Source organism: Paraburkholderia sp. GAS42 (assembly GCF_050436565.1).
In the GTDB taxonomy this organism is placed as follows: domain Bacteria; phylum Pseudomonadota; class Gammaproteobacteria; order Burkholderiales; family Burkholderiaceae; genus Paraburkholderia.
Genome location: NZ_JBNDML010000003.1, coordinates 1 through 15,605, shown reverse-complemented (window position 1 = coordinate 15,605; position 15,605 = coordinate 1). Strand labels below are relative to the sequence as shown.

At 62.7% G+C, this 15,605-nt stretch carries 19 protein-coding genes; 10 read left to right on the top strand and 9 right to left on the bottom strand.

Annotation, left to right across the window (positions count from 1 at the left end; genetic code table 11):
- Window positions 1–53: 53 nt before the first annotated feature.
- Complete coding sequence (locus P3T16_RS05085) at window positions 54–2,171, bottom strand: protein kinase domain-containing protein (RefSeq protein WP_429341425.1); 2,118 nt, start codon at window positions 2,169–2,171, stop codon at window positions 54–56.
- A gap of 412 nt (window positions 2,172–2,583) precedes the next feature.
- On the opposite strand from P3T16_RS05085, the gene P3T16_RS05080 reads away from it, so the two are divergent.
- The 4 genes from P3T16_RS05080 (at window position 2,584) to P3T16_RS05065 (ending at window position 4,144) form a co-directional block, all read left to right on the top strand.
- A complete protein-coding gene (locus tag P3T16_RS05080; protein WP_429341424.1) occupies window positions 2,584–2,859 on the top strand; it encodes a hypothetical protein in 276 nt (91 codons plus the stop codon).
- Between the two features lie 88 nt (window positions 2,860–2,947).
- A complete protein-coding gene (locus P3T16_RS05075) occupies window positions 2,948–3,232 on the top strand; it encodes a hypothetical protein (protein ID WP_429258696.1) in 285 nt (94 codons plus the stop codon).
- 196 nt (window positions 3,233–3,428) lie between these two features.
- Window positions 3,429–3,659 (top strand): hypothetical protein, encoded by a 231-nt coding sequence (locus P3T16_RS05070; RefSeq protein ID WP_429258695.1) that lies wholly within the window; start codon window positions 3,429–3,431, stop codon window positions 3,657–3,659.
- 278 nt (window positions 3,660–3,937) lie between these two features.
- Window positions 3,938–4,144: a hypothetical protein gene (locus P3T16_RS05065; RefSeq protein ID WP_429258694.1), complete on the top strand. Its 207-nt coding sequence runs from the start codon at window positions 3,938–3,940 to the stop codon at window positions 4,142–4,144.
- A gap of 134 nt (window positions 4,145–4,278) precedes the next feature.
- Here P3T16_RS05065 and P3T16_RS05060 read toward each other — a convergent pair whose 3' ends face one another.
- From P3T16_RS05060 to P3T16_RS05050, 3 genes are all read right to left on the bottom strand, one after another.
- Window positions 4,279–4,524, bottom strand: coding sequence for a hypothetical protein (locus P3T16_RS05060; protein WP_429341423.1), 246 nt, complete (start codon window positions 4,522–4,524; stop codon window positions 4,279–4,281).
- Between the two features lie 42 nt (window positions 4,525–4,566).
- Window positions 4,567–4,785 (bottom strand): hypothetical protein, encoded by a 219-nt coding sequence (locus tag P3T16_RS05055; protein ID WP_429258692.1) that lies wholly within the window; start codon window positions 4,783–4,785, stop codon window positions 4,567–4,569.
- Between the two features lie 86 nt (window positions 4,786–4,871).
- Complete coding sequence (locus tag P3T16_RS05050) at window positions 4,872–5,129, bottom strand: hypothetical protein (RefSeq protein WP_429258691.1); 258 nt, start codon at window positions 5,127–5,129, stop codon at window positions 4,872–4,874.
- Window positions 5,130–5,332: 203 nt separating this feature from the next.
- On the opposite strand from P3T16_RS05050, the gene tehA reads away from it, so the two are divergent.
- Window positions 5,333–6,373, top strand: coding sequence for a dicarboxylate transporter/tellurite-resistance protein TehA (gene tehA / locus P3T16_RS05045; protein ID WP_429341422.1), 1,041 nt, complete (start codon window positions 5,333–5,335; stop codon window positions 6,371–6,373).
- A 56-nt stretch (window positions 6,374–6,429) separates the two neighbouring features.
- A complete protein-coding gene (locus tag P3T16_RS05040) occupies window positions 6,430–7,116 on the top strand; it encodes a hypothetical protein (protein WP_429341421.1) in 687 nt (228 codons plus the stop codon).
- A gap of 137 nt (window positions 7,117–7,253) precedes the next feature.
- Here the strand turns inward: P3T16_RS05040 and P3T16_RS05035 are convergent, their stop codons facing one another.
- The 3 genes from P3T16_RS05035 to P3T16_RS05025 all read right to left on the bottom strand — a co-directional run bounded on the left by P3T16_RS05035 (window position 7,254) and on the right by P3T16_RS05025 (window position 9,586).
- Window positions 7,254–8,435 carry an extracellular catalytic domain type 1 short-chain-length polyhydroxyalkanoate depolymerase gene (locus tag P3T16_RS05035; RefSeq protein ID WP_429341420.1) on the bottom strand — a complete coding sequence of 394 codons (1,182 nt, stop codon included), beginning with the start codon at window positions 8,433–8,435 and terminating at the stop codon, window positions 7,254–7,256.
- Between the two features lie 48 nt (window positions 8,436–8,483).
- The gene (locus P3T16_RS05030; protein ID WP_429341419.1) at window positions 8,484–8,909 is read right to left on the bottom strand and encodes a CopG family transcriptional regulator; all 426 of its coding nucleotides are present in this window, start codon (window positions 8,907–8,909) and stop codon (window positions 8,484–8,486) included.
- Window positions 8,910–9,139: 230 nt separating this feature from the next.
- Window positions 9,140–9,586, bottom strand: coding sequence for an Lrp/AsnC family transcriptional regulator (locus tag P3T16_RS05025; protein ID WP_429341714.1), 447 nt, complete (start codon window positions 9,584–9,586; stop codon window positions 9,140–9,142).
- A gap of 134 nt (window positions 9,587–9,720) precedes the next feature.
- Here P3T16_RS05025 and P3T16_RS05020 point away from each other — a divergent pair, with 134 nt between their 5' ends.
- Window positions 9,721–10,038, top strand: coding sequence for an RBBP9/YdeN family alpha/beta hydrolase (locus P3T16_RS05020; protein WP_429341418.1), 318 nt, complete (start codon window positions 9,721–9,723; stop codon window positions 10,036–10,038).
- A 231-nt stretch (window positions 10,039–10,269) separates the two neighbouring features.
- Window positions 10,270–12,678: an alkaline phosphatase family protein gene (locus tag P3T16_RS05015; protein WP_429341417.1), complete on the top strand. Its 2,409-nt coding sequence runs from the start codon at window positions 10,270–10,272 to the stop codon at window positions 12,676–12,678.
- A 14-nt stretch (window positions 12,679–12,692) separates the two neighbouring features.
- Here P3T16_RS05015 and P3T16_RS05010 read toward each other — a convergent pair whose 3' ends face one another.
- Window positions 12,693–13,580: a hypothetical protein gene (locus tag P3T16_RS05010; protein WP_429341416.1), complete on the bottom strand. Its 888-nt coding sequence runs from the start codon at window positions 13,578–13,580 to the stop codon at window positions 12,693–12,695.
- A gap of 288 nt (window positions 13,581–13,868) precedes the next feature.
- Here P3T16_RS05010 and P3T16_RS05005 point away from each other — a divergent pair, with 288 nt between their 5' ends.
- Entirely contained in the window at window positions 13,869–14,258 is a 390-nt protein-coding gene (locus tag P3T16_RS05005; RefSeq protein WP_429341415.1) for a VOC family protein, read from the top strand.
- 78 nt (window positions 14,259–14,336) lie between these two features.
- Window positions 14,337–14,915, top strand: coding sequence for a GNAT family N-acetyltransferase (locus tag P3T16_RS05000; protein ID WP_429341414.1), 579 nt, complete (start codon window positions 14,337–14,339; stop codon window positions 14,913–14,915).
- Window positions 14,916–15,119: 204 nt separating this feature from the next.
- On the opposite strand, the gene P3T16_RS04995 is transcribed toward P3T16_RS05000, so the two are convergent.
- On the bottom strand, window positions 15,120–15,605 hold a 486-nt coding region (locus tag P3T16_RS04995; RefSeq protein WP_429341413.1), incomplete at its 5' end, for a porin.

Sequence of the window (15,605 nt, the reverse complement as noted above, 5' to 3'; positions counted from 1 at the left end):
TTCGCGCTGGCTAAAGTCAGCGAAAGGACGCGCAGCAGCGATCAATGCCCCGCTCAATGCGCGCGGGTCTTCGTCGTGATCTGCGCGATGTCGACGGCGATGCGGTCGCGGCCGTATTTGCCTGCGATCTGCGACAGCCGCGTATCGAGTGCGTGCAGATAGTCGGCGCGCGATTCGCTTTCCGGCCGCAGTTTGTCGAAGAGCGGAACAGGCGTGATCGTCAGCACAACCAGTTCAGATCCGAACGGCTTCGAGATGACCCAGTCACCTCCGCCACCGATGGTCGCGGCATAGTGCGGCGGCGCCTGATTGTCCTTCGCGCGCGGGCCCGGCACCATGTGCACGACGTTGCCGTCCAGCTGGTAGTAGTCGAGATTGACGTATGAGTCGTAGCCCGGTGTCGTCACATCGACGATGAGTGGATCGCCTTCGCTGAGTTGTCCTCCGGCTGGACGCACATGCAGCGACGTCGCGCGACCCGTCTGCCAGTTCTTCACCCAGTAGGGCGCGAGCGTCTTCATCTCGTCGCATTTGTCGTCGGCGAGCGACTGGACATCGAGGTTCAGCGTATCGACGCCCGGCACCGCACCTAACGTGCTTTTCAGCTGCGCGACGCCATAACGCTGCGGCACGAATCCCTGCACATGCAACGTGTGATCAGTTGCAGAGGCGACGAGCGCCGAACACGGCACCTGCACGAGCAAGGGCGTCACAGCCGACATCGATAGCGTGGGCTTCGGCGCCGGGACAGGCACAGCGGGCGGCGGCGGAGGGGAAGACGCGGCCTCGGTAACCGAAGTCACGGAAGCAGCGGATACAGGCGCAACAGGCTCTGAAGAAGCAACCGACGCGAGAGGTGCAACCGGCGACGCAACCCCACCTGTCGTCACCGCTTCGCCATGTCCACCCGAAGACGCCCGGTACACCGCCACACCCGCGCCCGCAGCGACCAGCACAGCCAGCCCGGCCGCGACACCTGCCTTCATCCGCGGGCCCGATTTCGCGGCGACTTTCTCCTCGGCGCCGAATTCCTCGACGAAACGCGCGACGGTCGGCATCCGCGTAGTGCGGTCGAACGAGAGCGCCGAGCGCAGCGCACGCCATTGCCGCGTGCCGAGATTCTCGGGCCGCTCCGGCTTGCGGCCCGAACTGCGCGCCTGGGTCGCCGACTGACGGTCGAACGGATGACGGCCTGTCAGCAGTTCATAGGTGATGCAGCCGAGTGCGTAGATATCGTCACGCGGGTCGGGCTCGCGATGCTCGAGCATTTCCGGACTCGCATAGGCGGGCGTGAGCGCGCCGAGCGTGCCCGGATCGAAGACCGTCGCGTCGCTTTCCTCTTCGGGACGCTGGAACACGCGCGCGATGCCGAAGTCGATCACCTTCACTTCGCCGGTGTCGGTCAGAAACACGTTGGCGGGTTTGAAATCGCAGTGGACGAAGCCGCGTTCATGTGCGTACGCGAGCGCGCCGCACATGCCGCGCACAATCGGCAGCGCGGCGCGCACGGGCATGCCGTGAAAATCCTCGGTTCGCAGAATCTGGCTGAGCGCCCTGCCCGACAGGTACTCCATCGTCAGATACACGATCGCGCCGTCGCGGTCGAAATCGTAGACCGTCACGATGTTCCGGTGCGCGAGCACCTGCGCCTTGCGCGCCTCGCGCTGCAGCGCAATCAGCGATTTCGGATTACCGCGGAACTGGACGTTGAGCACCTTGATCGCGAGATACGGCTTGCGATCCGAGGCTTCGAGCTTGCGCAGATCGAGCGCCTTGTAGACGGTGCCCATTCCGCCGACACCCAGACACTCTTCGAGCACGAAGCGGTTATTGAGCGTGTCGCCGGTGCCCTTGATCTGGTCGTGGCCCGGGAGCGGCCCTGGCGTGCTCATGCCCGACGATGCAAGCGATGGCGCGTCCACGCGCGTCTGCAAACGGGTTTCCTCGCCGCCGGCGAGATTCGAGACCGGCAGCTGCTCGATCCTGCGACGCACTTCCACATGAAGATCCGCAGGCAGCGGCGACCGGGCGTGCGCCTCACTGAGGACTTCCATCAGCCGCGCGGGACTCAGGCCATCCGTCGTCAGCGTGCTATCGAGCTGGGCGATGAACTCATCGCGCGTCAGTCCGCCGCTCTGGAAATCGCGAATCACATGCGCAAGGCTAGCCATATGTGCGAAGCGACGAGCTCCCGTAGGGCCGGCAGGAGCGGCACGGAACCGCGAAGAGGCCGGAGAAAAACCTGTCGTAACCAGTTACATGTGCTGTTTCGATACTAGCCCGCACGTGAATCTTTCGCAAACCAGGATTGCCCCGCGACGCACGCACAGCGTGTGTGTCGCAAAGCGGCCAACTCCGTAGCGGGCGTAGTTGGCCGCTGTCCACCATCGTCCGCCGATCTGCGCGCTTCGCATCCGCTCCATGGATCCAGCGGAATTCGCGTTGCGCCTTGCCCAGCAGGCATTGCGCGATTTTTTCAGCGCGCGAGTCAAGGACTGGCACAGCCTGTGCGTTAGTGTCCCCCGAGCAAACAAGATGCTCGAACCCGGCTGCAAGACTTCTTTTTCTCTCAGGAGACCCGAAATGAAAACGCTGATCATCAAAGACCTGTCGCTCACCGAACAACTCGACAGCAAGGCCATGCGTGCCGTTCGCGGCGGCTACGTCTTCCCGACGAGCAACTACTTCAACTTCTCGCCGATCACGATCGATGCAAGCAAGCACGTCAACGCCGATCAGTCGATCGCGACGCTGATGAATGTGCAAGTCGAAACCGGCAACGGCTCGGCGTTCCTCGACCACGTCACCTCGAACGTGAACCCGACGGTGTACGCCAGCAACACGGTCAACGTGAAGTAAAGCGCTGGCAGGCGCACCGCGACGACCCACCGGTCCGATGCGGGCTCTGCGCCTGCCTCCCTTTTCTCGACACCTTTGGAGAACCACCATGTCATCCATCATGATTCAGGATCTGTCCCAGACCCGCGACCTCGACCGTCGCGCCATGTCGGCCGTGCGCGGCGGCACGGGCATCGGCAGCAACCCCTGGCTGCAAGGCAAGGGCCCGGTTGCGAGCCCCACCGTGAACGTCAATGTGAACCAGAGCATCCAGCAACTGCAATACGTCAACGTCGAAGCGCTGAACCATATCGGCGTGCTCGGTGCGAACCTCGGCCCGCTCGGGTTCGAAGTGAATCCGACGCAGTGGGCCAGCAACAACGCCACAGTTTGAACCCGCGCCGTAGCAGACAGCCCGGGGGCTCCTGCTACGGCCGGTTAAAAAACAGAGCGCAGCATACGGGGTAGAGGCGAATTTCCTATACTGGTTGTGCGATGCCTTATCCGCATCGGCAACCATCGGGCGACAGTCGATTGCATCGACTGTCGCGCTTCGCTTTCCAGGAATAACTGGATTCTCTGGGACCGACATGACTCTCCTCGTCGTCACCGATCTGACCGAAAGCGTCGAACTCGACAGGCAGGCCATGGCCGCCATCGTCGGCGGCACGCGCATCGGCGCGCATCACATCGCCCGGCCGGCACCCGACGCGCCGCGTGTCATCGACTGGCCGCCGGGGTTTCCCGCTGCCCGGCAGGCGCCACTGACTGAATCCGATACCGGCGGCGTCGCAGCGTCGCCTTCCGTGCTGCGCAAATAGCGCCTGCCCGCATGCGCGCCGCCGGGAATACGACGCGCGACGCAACCAACAGCATCCGGCCACCTGTCCGGCTCGCGCCGACACATTGCGCGCAGCGGACGGCGCACGTGCGCGAGTCCGCAATCGAAGCACCGGCCCTCAGCCCTTCCACCGCACGTTCGTACGCAGCTCACAGCGCGCGATACGGATGCTTCCGCACGCGTCGACCCAGTGGCATATCCCTTGCAGAACGAGGGACGAGCACACCGCCGTGCTCATCCACCCTCAGGAGAACTGCCATGAAAGCCTCTGTCGTCATCAAGGACCTCACGCCCACCGTCGAAGACACCCGCCACGAAGCCACCCTCACCGCAGACCAGATGAAACTTCTGACCGGAGGCCGCGCAGTGCGCGTTGGTGTCGACGGCACGTCCACGGGTACCGTGGACGACTGGGACATCAATATCGGCATCTTCGAAGGTCGCATCGGCGGAGCCTACCTCTAGGACGTTCGTCATGCCCGAAATTGAAAGAGGAGTCCCTCCAGCCGGACGCGGCTGGAGGGACTCCTCTTTCCGGCGAAGCGATCATTGCGGATGATCGCGAGGCGCGCTCCCCACAAGGCGTTGCGCGTACGACGCTAAAGCAGGCTGTAGCGACTGCGCAGCGTGTTGATGATGCGGGCGGCGACAGGCATCACGACGTCCTTCACCTCGGCAGCTTCGCTGTTGCCGCGCAGATAGTGGATATCCCAGTTGCAGCCTTCGGAATCTTCCTCCTGCTCCTGGATGGCGGTCGGGCTCCAGCCGGTCGTATCCGGATTCGCTTCGAGCGCTGCGGTCACGAGGGCGAGCAGTTCCTGTTCCGTTCTGGCTTCACGCGGCATGTCGGTCTCCATCGTCATGTGCGCGGAACCGCCGCGCCCGGCTCAGTCCCAGTTTTCGTCACACCATTCGATGGCCCACGCCTTTGCGCAGGAAATGGCGTCGGACTCGTTCACGAAGGAATCGATATCGCCGGAATCGTGCGTCGTGACGCGCCCTGCTCCCACGGCCGGCACCGTGATCTTCGCCCGCGCGACGTAATGACCATCTTCGTCGTGCCGGGCACGGCAATCGATATGAAATGTCTTGTAGTCGAACTGCATGGCAGCGTCCTGTTGTTTTGATGTGTTTTCATGAGCGCGAGGCGCGGGCGCGGTGAAGATGGGTCCACCGGGCCGCCGGTGATGCTTCAGTCGCCAAGCGGATCGGGTTCGCCGAGCGCGTCGTCGATGGCACGCCGCGCGCGGTCCATCGCTTCGCCTACCGCAGCCGGCCCCGCGCGCACCGAGCGGTAATGCTCCGGCTCGGAACGAGGCGCCGCACTGCGCGCGTCATGTCCGGGCGTCGATGCGCGCTCGATCAGCAACGTCACAAACGCACCACCGGCGCGATCATCGCGCGTGCTGACGGTGATCGTGAAACCGCGATGTTCCTGCTGCTCGTCCATAGTGGCTCTCCGGAGCGGTGCAGAACTTCTAGCATGAGGTCAAAACCGCAAAAGGAAAAGGGTTTGCAGAGCGGCAGATGAGCCGAATGAGCATCTTGTTGCGCCCAGGCGGCATTCACGGTTTTCATCCCGCCCCCTAAAGTGCCTCTCACGATGTGCCAGTGCAGCAAAGCTGGCACGCGATGCAACTTCAGGAGGTCAACATGAAAATCCAGCGTGGTCCCATGCCAGTCGCTTTTTTCGGCATTGCAGTCGGATCGCTCGCGCTCGTCAACGCGTGGCGCGTGGCAGCCCGGCTCTGGCCGGTTCCCGAAGCCGTTGTCGATGTGCTGACGTTCGCCGCGATTGCGACGTGGCTCGTCATTCTGCTGACGTATGCGCGCAAGTGGCTGCTGCATCGCGCCGAAGCGCAAGCTGAAATGCGGCATCCGGTGCAATCTTCGTTTGCGGCGCTCGGGCCGGTGTCGAGCATGCTGGCAGCGATTGCACTCATCAGCTACGACCGTCCCGTCGCGCTCGCCCTGTTCGGCGTCGCGGTCGTCGCCCAGCTTGCGCTGGGCGTCTTTCTGCAAGGCCGCTTGTGGCAGGGCGGACGTCCGCCTGAACTGGTGACGCCCGCGATCTATCTGCCAACCGTTGCGCCGGGCTTCGTCGCCGGCGCCGGCTTCGCGGCCTTCGGCTGGCCGCAGGCCGGCATGCTGTTCTTCGGGGCGGGCATGCTGTCGTGGCTCGCGCTGGAATCGCTGATCCTGCTCCGCGCCGCGGTTCACGATCCATTGCCCGACGCGCTGCGGCCGACGCTCGGCATCCAGCTCGCGCCGCCGGTCGTCGGCGGCATCGCGTGGATGAGCCTGACCACCGGCACACCTGACCTCTTCGCGCAGATCCTGCTCGGCTACGGTCTCTTTCAGGCGTTGTTGCTGCTGCGGCTCGTGCCATGGATCCGCACGCAGTCGATCACGCCGTCCTGGTGGGGTTTCAGCTTCGGCGTCGGCGCCCTGCCGACGATGGCGATGCGGATGGTCGAACGCGGCGCCACCGGCCCGGTGGAATGGCTCGCACCCGTGCTGTTCGTGATCGCCAATGTCGTGATCGGGATCTTTATCGTGAAGACAGTCAGCCTGTTGGTGCAGGGGAAGTTGTTGCCGGCGATTCCCGCGGCCGGCGGCGACGCCGGTAACGCCGGTAACGCCGGTAACGCGACGGTGGTGCAACTGCCCGTCCGTCACACGCAATTCAAGTAAAGCCCCGTTTGATCCGTTATCCACGACATCCCTTCAATCTGACGTCGGAGCACGGTTTGAACAATTCGAGGCTAGCCTGCGCTGTTGCTGCAATCGCGTTTTCCATCACGCTGGCCGGATGCGTCACCACCCCACGAAGCGCGCAAGTGGTTGTCCAGCCGGCGCCGCAACCGGCACCCACGACCGTCGTCGTCGCGCCGCCTCCGCGTCCGCGCCCGCCCGTCGTAGTTGCGCAACCGGTCGTACGCGAGACGTACGTGCCCGCGCGCTACGATGTGTATATCGCGGCTGTCGTCGACCGTGACGTGCTGTACATCAACGGCAGCACGTATATCTGGATCACCGGTTCCGACGGCATGCGTCACCGGCAGTTCTACGCGCATGGCGATCATCGTCAGGACGTGTTCCGTCGCAGGGCGCATCTGCGTGAGGTGATGGCGCATCACAATGGTCATTTACCCGACCGGTATGCGCGCGACGAACATCATCGCGAAGCGGTGCGTCATGAAGAACATCGTGAGTCAGTCGCCATGCGCGAACAGCATCATCAAGCCGGGCATCACGATGCAATGCACGAACATGGGCATGAACACGACCACGGCCCGCATGAGGTCGCACAGCATCCGCAGGGCGGCAGTCACAACCATGCTGTTCACGAAGCCGCGGGCCATCACCCCTCTCCCGCCACCCACGAGGCTGCTGGCAACCGGGCCAACGCGGACAGGGACGCCAGAAAATCCTGATCGCAAGCGGGCACGCATGGCGGATGACGCGTTGCCGGCGCCCGCCGTATTCCGCTGCCGCGTTCCGCGTTCATCAAGCGCGGATAGGTCTATCGCCTGCTTATCATCGCGCGTGGATGGCAGCGGGAAGTCGAAGATCAATGACGTTGCGGATGATCGAGAAAAAAGCGCAGCATTTCCGCGCTGGCGTCGGGCCCGTCCGGGTCCGTGTAACTGCCGAGCGAACTGCCTCCTGACCAGGCGTGCGGCGCGCCATGCACCGTCCACAATTCCGCGTCGATACCGTCATTCGATACGAGCCGCGTCACCGTCGAGGCGCGTCGTCCGGGTATCGACGTGCGTTGGGCTGATGCGTCCGGACGCGGCTCGAACCCATGCAGGATCCGTTGACCGTTCACGACGTGGACCGTCGCATCCGCGTCGCCGTGGAAGACGATAAGCGGTCGTTGTGCCGCAGGCGCGTGTACAGCATGCATCTCTTTTGCGGCGCGCCGTCCGGCGCCGGTGCGTCGGCCGCCTTTCATCGCGGCGAGCGCGGATGGCAGGTCGTGCGCGGCGCCGGCGGGCAGCCCGGAATGCACGCCGGCGGCGGCATAGAGTTCGGGATACGCATCGACCATGATCGCCGCCATCGCGCCGCCCGCCGACATGCCGGCGATATACACGCGCGCTGGATCGACATTGTGCGTGGCGACGATTTCGCGCGTGATGCCCGCGATCAACGACGGCTCGCCGCGCTCGCGATGCTGGTCGTCCGGCCTGAACCAGTTCCAGCATTTCGACGGATTGGCCTGCCGCGGCTGCACCGGATACGCGACGAGGCATCGCTGGCGTTCGGCCAGCGCATTCATCTGCGTGCCTGCGGCGAAATCGTCCGCGTCCTGCGTGCAACCGTGGAGCATCACGATCAGCGGAAGCGGATCGCCCGCGGTGCCGGAAGGCACATACAGCCGGTATCGACGGCGGCCGGCAGCATTCGCATACATATAGGTGCTGAAGTGTCCGCGGTCTTCCGCTTCAGTGCGCGTTTCACGGGCGTGCCGTGATTCCCGCGTCGCGGATTCGTCCTTCGTGTCTGTCCTTGACTTCGCATCCGCGGCGCCGGCAGCATTACCGGCGCCGAAAACATCGGCGAACGGAAAAATCGTGTGCCGCGCTTCGCTGTTCCGGCGAACCGTCGCATCGGCTGTATGGGCCGCTTCTGCTGTTTCACCCCGCAACGCGCGCTGGATCGCCTCCGTCGCTTCAGCAACGCCGTGGCTGCGCAGCAACGTCATCGCATCATGCATCGCGTGCAGAAAACCTTCCTTCAGTTTCATTGTCGTGATCCGGTTGATCGGCAGACTGTCGGTGGGCCGTCGGGGACGCTAGCGGATTTTTCCGGCCAGCGCCGCCTTGACGGCGGGAGAAGCGTGAAAGGCACCCAGCACGACGACGCTTTCGATCGTCGCCGCGGCCAGTTCCGCCGGGACATCCGCGGCGATACTGGCCAGTCCGAGCACCTGAATGTTCAGACGTTCGTGCGCCGCGCGCACGGCTTCGAGATCCAGCTTCGAGAAGTGCTGCAACCCGAGCACAAGCGCGCGGCGCGTCACCGTTTCGTGGACGACCTGCGCATGCAGCGCAAGCTGGTTACGGATCGCGGTGCGAATCAGGTCGGTACGGTTCGAATAAAAGCCTTCTTCGACCAGCAGATCGATCTGCCCAAGATCGACCGGGCCGAGGTTGATCGTGATCTTTTCGGTGTCGCCGCCCTTGGGTCGAGACAGATCCGTTGCTGCTAGTTTTTTCATCGATTACCTCTTGTTACCATCCATATGGATGGTTATAGGATGGTTTCAAGTGTAGCGCAACTTTTAAAATCCGCGAGCGTCCGGTGCCGGGCACGGACGAAACCTGCAAGTTTTCAAAGCTTTCGATAGACGATCTGTGGGCGGAATCTGAAGCCGCGACGGATTGACGACCTTCCAGCCCTCGATCAATCCCTGAACGCCCCGCCCGAAGCAACCCCTCCAGACCCCACTCAGCAAATCGCCTTAGGCGGATAACTCGCCAGAACAACCGAAGTCGTCACAGGCCCGAATCGGGCTAGCGCATCGATCGCCGCTTCAAGCTGCGTCATCTCTTCGACCACAATCCGAACGATGAAGCAGTCTTCGCCCGTAATCCGATGGGCCTCGATCACTTCGGGCATTGCTTCGAACGCGCTCAGGCAGTGTTTGATTTCAGCATGGCTGGTCCGTATCCGGACGAACGCCGCAATACCTCGCCCGACGAGTCCTGGATTGATCCGCGCCGCGTAGCCCTCGATGACGCCCTGCTCTTCGAGTCTTCTGATACGCGCGGTGACAGCCGGTTGTGAAAGCCCGATCTGCTTGCCGAGCTCCGTGTTGGTGACGCGGGCATTGCGCTGAAGTGCCTCCACAATTCGCCAGTCCAGGCGATCCAGCACGATCTGCTTAGGTTTCATTTGAAAGAGCCTCAAGTTTCCGTCGATTCGTCGGTGGGCGACCGTCAATTCATTTGTTTAACGATGTTGCCCGAGTTCGCGGACTTTTACACTGATGAACACCACTTATCCGCTGACTCCTGGAGATTTCGCTTATGGATTACCCCGTCCTCGTCGTACCCGGTATCGGCAACTCGGGGCCCACGCATTGGCAGAGCGTGTGGCAGGCGTCTCATCCAGCGTGGGAGCGTCTCACGGTCGACGATTGGGATCGCGTCGTTTGTGACGAGTGGATATCGGCGATAGAACAACAGGTAGCGCCCCACGGAAAGGACACGCTCATCGTCGCGCACAGTCTTGGGTGTCTCGCCGTCGTGCATTGGGCAACGCGAACAGCGACCTGGGCGCCTGGCCCGAGGGATTTCAGCTCATGCATAAGCTGGAATGACGCTATCCGCGCGCCGCCTTTTTAATCCTGACCTTCTTAATTCATGCCGCATACCGCAAGCCGGACTCCGTGCGATATCTGACGTATTGAACGACAGAACTTGATCAACGCTTCCCGTGGCGCTTAATCTTCGACCTTGTGATTCGTCTTCAGAAGAGGCCGAAGACATCGAACGGTCGTACACCCGCGCGGCGTGCCATTACCGTCAACGTCGCGACTCGAGGCACAGACTCAAGGCACAACATCGGAGCGCCCCATGTTCCAGATCTCTGTCGTCAATCGCACGAGCAGCATCGCAGAACGGGAAATGCATCGCGTTGTTCGCGCGATCAACCGCCAGGTCGCCGAAGACTTCGAGCCGTATTGGGCGTTCGGCGGCCGGCTACGCGTCGAGGGACCGACGGGCGCGAGCGCCGACCTTCAACAGCTGAGCGAGCTGCGGGGCGATGCGATTCTTTACGTGCTCGACTCGGCCGACTCCAACGATGCGCTCGGCTACCACGCTCGCAATCTGTCCGGCATCCCGTATGGCTTTGTGTTTCTCGATCTCTGCAAGTCACTGGGCGATGAATGGTCGACCACGCTATCGCACGAAGCGCTGGAACTGATTGGTGATCCGCAATGCAATCTGCTGGTGCAAGGCCCCAATCCTGATGCGCCCGATCGCACCGTCTACCACTTCTTCGAAATGTGCGACGCCGTGCAGTCGCAATGCTATGAGATAGATGGGGTGTCGGTCTCCAACTTCGTGTTGCCGCATTACTTCACTGCCGGCGAAGAAGCCGGCGCGCGCAACGACTTCTGCGGCACTGGCCTCGTTTCGTTCAGCGTGAACCCGGGCGGATATATCGGATTCTTCGATCCGGTCCTGGGGCGGAACCAGCAATTCTTTGCGCACGACCCGAAAGCGGCCAGACGCTTTCAGTTGAAAACGCAAAGTCGCAGTGGACGGATGGTCCTGCGCGACACGATCTCCACCGCCACGACAGGCGCCACCTCCGGCAACGGTAAGGCGACCGGCGTCCATGCAGCCGAAGTACCGACGATGAACGCGTCGACGGCCGGCTCGCCAACCGACCCGATCAAACATGTTGTCGTGCTGATGCTAGAGAACCGTTCGTTCGATCATATGCTCGGCGCGCTACGGGAGTCGTTCAATCACGCGATCGATGGCGTCGACCCGTCCAGCCCCGGCACGAACCTCGACGCAAAAAACAACGTCACGTTCACGCAGCAACCCATCGCCGCGCAGTTCGTCCGCAATGACTTCAAGGTGCCGCATGAGTTTGACAATGTGCAGGCGCAGGTCAAGGACGGCATGGCGCATTTCGTCGATGAGTATCGACGGATGAGTCCCGATGCACCGGTCCCAGATGGCGACCAGATCATGGCGTACTTCAAGGATGGCGAACTGTCCGCACTGCACACGTTGGCGAAGAACTTCGTGGTGTGCGACCGCTGGTTTTCGTCGATGCCCGGACCGACGTGGCCGAACCGTCTCTTCGTGCACAGTGGAACGACGCTCGGCGACGTGCTGATGCCCGACGGTGCATTCGATACGGTGAGGATGTTTTTTGGCCGCTATGGTCAGCCCACGCTTTATGACCAGCTCGACACCAAAAACATTTCGTGGAAGATCTACCACGGCGGCGTTCCGCAATCGATCGTGCTGAACACCCTGAAGGCGCGTCTCTTCACGAGCCACTATCAGGGCATGGCCGCTTTCTTCACGGACTGCAAAGGTCAGGCCGACGCTTTCCCGTCATATGCGTTTATCGAGCCGTGCTATTTCAAGGGCGTGGACGGTGTCGAAAACGATCAGCATTCACCGGCGGGTATCGCGGCCGGCGAGCAGCTGATCGCCGATGTGTACAACGCGATCCGTGCAAACCAGCCGTTGTGGGAATCGACGCTGCTCATCGTCACCTACGACGAACACGGCGGCTTCTACGATCACGTCCAGCCGCCCACCGCGACCCCGCCCGATGACAACACCGCCAACTACGCATTCGACCACCTGGGCGTGCGCGTTCCTGCGATTCTCGTGTCGCCGTGGGTAGGCGTGGGCGTCGATCACACCGTCTACGATCACACCAGCGTGCTGCGCTACGCATGCGATAAATGGCAGTTGCCACATCTGTGCCGCAGGACGATGTCCGGACCCGGCCTGAACCCGATTGGCAATTTCGCATCGACGATATCGCTCGACAGGCCGCGCACGGATACACCCGCGACGATTGCCGCTACAGGCGTCGTACAGATGGCCGCGGCCGTTGCCGATGTACCGTCGAGCTTCCACGACGCGCAGACCGCGCTCGTTTCATACGCCGAACTTGTCCAGCAGGAGCAGCAAAGAAAAACAGCGGGACCCCAACCGGCGGCAGCCGTGCTCGCCGCCAGAGCGGCTGACGGTGCGGCGCCACCGCCTATCGACAGACGCGCGTTGAATGTGGAGCGATGGATGTTCTCGGCCCAAAGCACGAGCAGGCCGCCGGCGTCGCCAAAGGAGATCACCGTTCCAGCCGATGCGAGTGCGGCGCCGTCTGGTACATCACCCGATGGGTCAGGTGTTACGCCTGTTACGCCTGTCCCACCCGTCACGCCCGCGCCCGCCGTCGCCCCCAAAGCGCCTCCTGCGCCACCGGCGAGACGCAACCAGTCGTGACTTTCGCCTGAGCGCTACCGGCTGGGCATCGTCGTCAGGACGGTGGTGCTCGGCGCGCCCCCTGGCCCCTTCGGGTCGGGATTGCCAAAGCGCGGAAGACCGCCATTCGTGCGCGCACGGTCCAGCTCCGCACGTACCTGCGCGCGGGTCTTCGGCCCTCGATCGGTATCGGCCGCTACCGGATCTGGCTGCGCGACCTGTGCGGTTTCGACCTGCGGCTGCGCCCTTTCGACAACTGGGGACGCTGCGGGCGCGTCGGCTACGGTTGACGCTGCGGGCAACGCGATCGCAACCCGCTCGCCACCTCCCGACGCCGGAATCGCGGCGTCGACATGCGCGGCGTCGGTAAGCCCCATCTTCACCTGGCCCGCACCTGTAGCCGGCGCGCCACGTTCAGGGCTGGTCGCGTGTTCGCGCACTGGCGCCGCGCGCTCACGTGAATGACCGGCCATCGCCATCGACCGGGATGCAGACCGGTTCGACTCCAGTTTCCTCTCGGGCCAGTCCGTCTGTGCAACAGGCACCGCGTGTTTCGCCTTGCTTTCGAGCGTCTCCAGTGACCGCTGAAGCGCCAATACCTGTTCGTTGTCTTTGTGAAGCGCGTGCACCGCGTCAAGCAGCTGCTTTGCGGAAACGGGATCGTTGCGTTGCAGATTGTCCCGCACCGCCTGAAGCACCTGAGCAACGTCGGTGTCCGCGCTATTGTCTGCGGAAACCGGACCTGATCTGACAGAAGGCGCCGGCGCTTCGTCGACCGCTCCTGAAGTCGAAGCGCCATAGTGCTCGAAGCTGGATTGGCTCGCCGAAAGCTCGGCCTTGCCCGAACGCAGCACAGAGACGGTAATCGCAAGCGCGCTGAGAACCAGACCTGCAAGAAACATGCTCTTCTGGCTGCTAATCATGGCGTCCTTCCTTCAAGCGTGAAAGTACGCACCCGGGCTACAGGCGCAGAGCGGCCTTGCGCTGCTCGAGTGCTTACTTCATCTACGAGAGTACGCCGAAAATGGATGCGTGGATGTCTAGTCGATATCCGTCAAAGTCGCGACTCAAGCCGCTTAAAGCGCTCGCGTGGCGCACCCCGAGGTCAGACGAATGCCCGCGAGTACACCGGGGTTATCCGCAGAAATACGCTTCGCACGATATGCTGCGTTTACAAACCCGCATACCTGTATCCACCAGGGGACCATGAAATGTCGCAACCCATCCTGCGGGTAGCCCGCCCCACCAACGACATCGAACGCGTGGCCGACTTTTATACCGCCGGGCTGGGTTTCGACGTGCTGGCGCACTTCGAGGATCACGATGGCTTCGACGGCGTCATCGTCGGCCGGCCGGGTTGCCAGTGGCACATCGAGTTCACGCATCAGCACGACGTGATGGTGGACGATGCCCCGACAACGGAGCATCTACTCGTGCTCTACCTGCCGGACCGGGATGAGTGGAACGCGGCCGTCGCAGGCCTGCACGCGCTCGGCGTTACGCCGGTCAGATCCGAAAATCCCTACTGGGACCACCATGGCATGACGTTCGAAGATCCCGACGGCTATCGCATCGTGTTGCAGAACGCTGCATGGGGTTAAACACCGCCGGATATGCGGATATTCGTCCGACGATATCCCGCTATACTCAGCGCCCCAGGTCAGCCTGAGCACAAGAGTATGAACGTACCGACATCAGACTTTCCGGCCGACGGCCTCTTCACCGCACGTCTGCAGCTTCGGCCTGCGAGCGATCGCCATGCCGCACACCTGCAGCGCTACTACCAGGAAAACCGCGCGCACCTCCAGCCTTGGGAGCCGTCGCGACCCGACAGCTTCTTCGAAACCGGGGCAATCGCCAGTCGACTGCGCTCGATGGCGCAGCACAACGCTTCGGGCAGCGCGCTTTTCCTGCTGATCTGTCACAGCGGGAGCGACGAGATCCTCGGCGACTGCAACTTCACGAATATCGTTCGCGGACCGTTTCAGGCGTGTCATCTGGGCTTTTCAATCGCGAAGCACATGGAAGGTCAGGGATTGATGCATGAAGCGCTGACGTGTGCACTCGATCATGTCTTCCAGCATCTGAAGCTGCATCGCGTCATGGCGAACTATCGTCCGGAGAACACGCGCAGTGCGCGCCTGCTGGAACGAACAGGTTTCCAGTACGAAGGGCTCGCCCGCTCGTATCTGAAGATCAATGGATCGTGGGCTGATCACGTGCTGACATCGCGGCTCAATCCAGAAGACGCTGGATGAGAGATGCGCTGGCGAGTCGGAACAAAACGCGCTCACTCTCTGGCGCCGTTCTCCGGTTCGCGAGCCTGGTAGATACTGCTGCGCAGTGCGTGGCGGCACATGTCGCTCGTGTTCCGGTGCATATGACAGACACGCCGACATCCGGCGATTCCCGCAACGGGACCCACCGGATGCCGTCCGCTCACGATGTGCTCAACCAGAAACTCAGAAGCGATGCGTCATCCCCACCGTCGCCATCACCTGGTTCGTGCCACCCTCGGTCACGGTAACGCCCGGCCAGCTGACCGTCGCGGCGCCGTTGTTCTTCATGTAACCCGCGCGCATGTAGACGCTCGTCCGTTTGGACAGCGAGTGTTCAGCACCGATCTCGATGCCCGGCGTGTTGTCGTGCGCGCCGCGCACGTCGCGCTCGACGCCCGCGATCTGGATCACGTCGGCCGCCGTCACCTGGATCGTCGCGCCCAGCTCGGCGATGCTGAGTGAGTGCGCCGTGCCGAGTCGCGCGGCCAGCGATCTCGCCGGCGCGTCCTTCGGGCGGTTATAGGAGTAGTTGAACTGGAAGTTCACGATCCCCAGCCGGTACGCGAGCGAGCCAATGAAGTGCTCGGTGCCCAGCAGGCTGAGCGGTGCCGGCAGCGCGGCGAGCGTCTCCTGTCCCGCATGCTGGTTCACATAGGCGAGGCCCGCATA

Coding starts and splice junctions, on each gene's coding strand:
- P3T16_RS05085 (WP_429341425.1), bottom strand. CDS start 2,171: ATGGCTAGCCTTGCGCATGTGATTCGCGATTTCCAGAGCGGCGGACTG.
- P3T16_RS05080 (WP_429341424.1), top strand. CDS start 2,584: ATGAAAACGCTGATCATCAAAGACCTGTCGCTCACCGAACAACTCGAC.
- P3T16_RS05075 (WP_429258696.1), top strand. CDS start 2,948: ATGTCATCCATCATGATTCAGGATCTGTCCCAGACCCGCGACCTCGAC.
- P3T16_RS05070 (WP_429258695.1), top strand. CDS start 3,429: ATGACTCTCCTCGTCGTCACCGATCTGACCGAAAGCGTCGAACTCGAC.
- P3T16_RS05065 (WP_429258694.1), top strand. CDS start 3,938: ATGAAAGCCTCTGTCGTCATCAAGGACCTCACGCCCACCGTCGAAGAC.
- P3T16_RS05060 (WP_429341423.1), bottom strand. CDS start 4,524: ATGCCGCGTGAAGCCAGAACGGAACAGGAACTGCTCGCCCTCGTGACC.
- P3T16_RS05055 (WP_429258692.1), bottom strand. CDS start 4,785: ATGCAGTTCGACTACAAGACATTTCATATCGATTGCCGTGCCCGGCAC.
- P3T16_RS05050 (WP_429258691.1), bottom strand. CDS start 5,129: ATGGACGAGCAGCAGGAACATCGCGGTTTCACGATCACCGTCAGCACG.
- tehA (WP_429341422.1), top strand. CDS start 5,333: ATGAAAATCCAGCGTGGTCCCATGCCAGTCGCTTTTTTCGGCATTGCA.
- P3T16_RS05035 (WP_429341420.1), bottom strand. CDS start 8,435: ATGAAACTGAAGGAAGGTTTTCTGCACGCGATGCATGATGCGATGACG.
- P3T16_RS05030 (WP_429341419.1), bottom strand. CDS start 8,909: ATGAAAAAACTAGCAGCAACGGATCTGTCTCGACCCAAGGGCGGCGAC.
- P3T16_RS05025 (WP_429341714.1), bottom strand. CDS start 9,586: ATGAAACCTAAGCAGATCGTGCTGGATCGCCTGGACTGGCGAATTGTG.
- P3T16_RS05020 (WP_429341418.1), top strand. CDS start 9,721: ATGGATTACCCCGTCCTCGTCGTACCCGGTATCGGCAACTCGGGGCCC.
- P3T16_RS05015 (WP_429341417.1), top strand. CDS start 10,270: ATGTTCCAGATCTCTGTCGTCAATCGCACGAGCAGCATCGCAGAACGG.
- P3T16_RS05010 (WP_429341416.1), bottom strand. CDS start 13,580: ATGATTAGCAGCCAGAAGAGCATGTTTCTTGCAGGTCTGGTTCTCAGC.
- P3T16_RS05005 (WP_429341415.1), top strand. CDS start 13,869: ATGTCGCAACCCATCCTGCGGGTAGCCCGCCCCACCAACGACATCGAA.
- P3T16_RS05000 (WP_429341414.1), top strand. CDS start 14,337: ATGAACGTACCGACATCAGACTTTCCGGCCGACGGCCTCTTCACCGCA.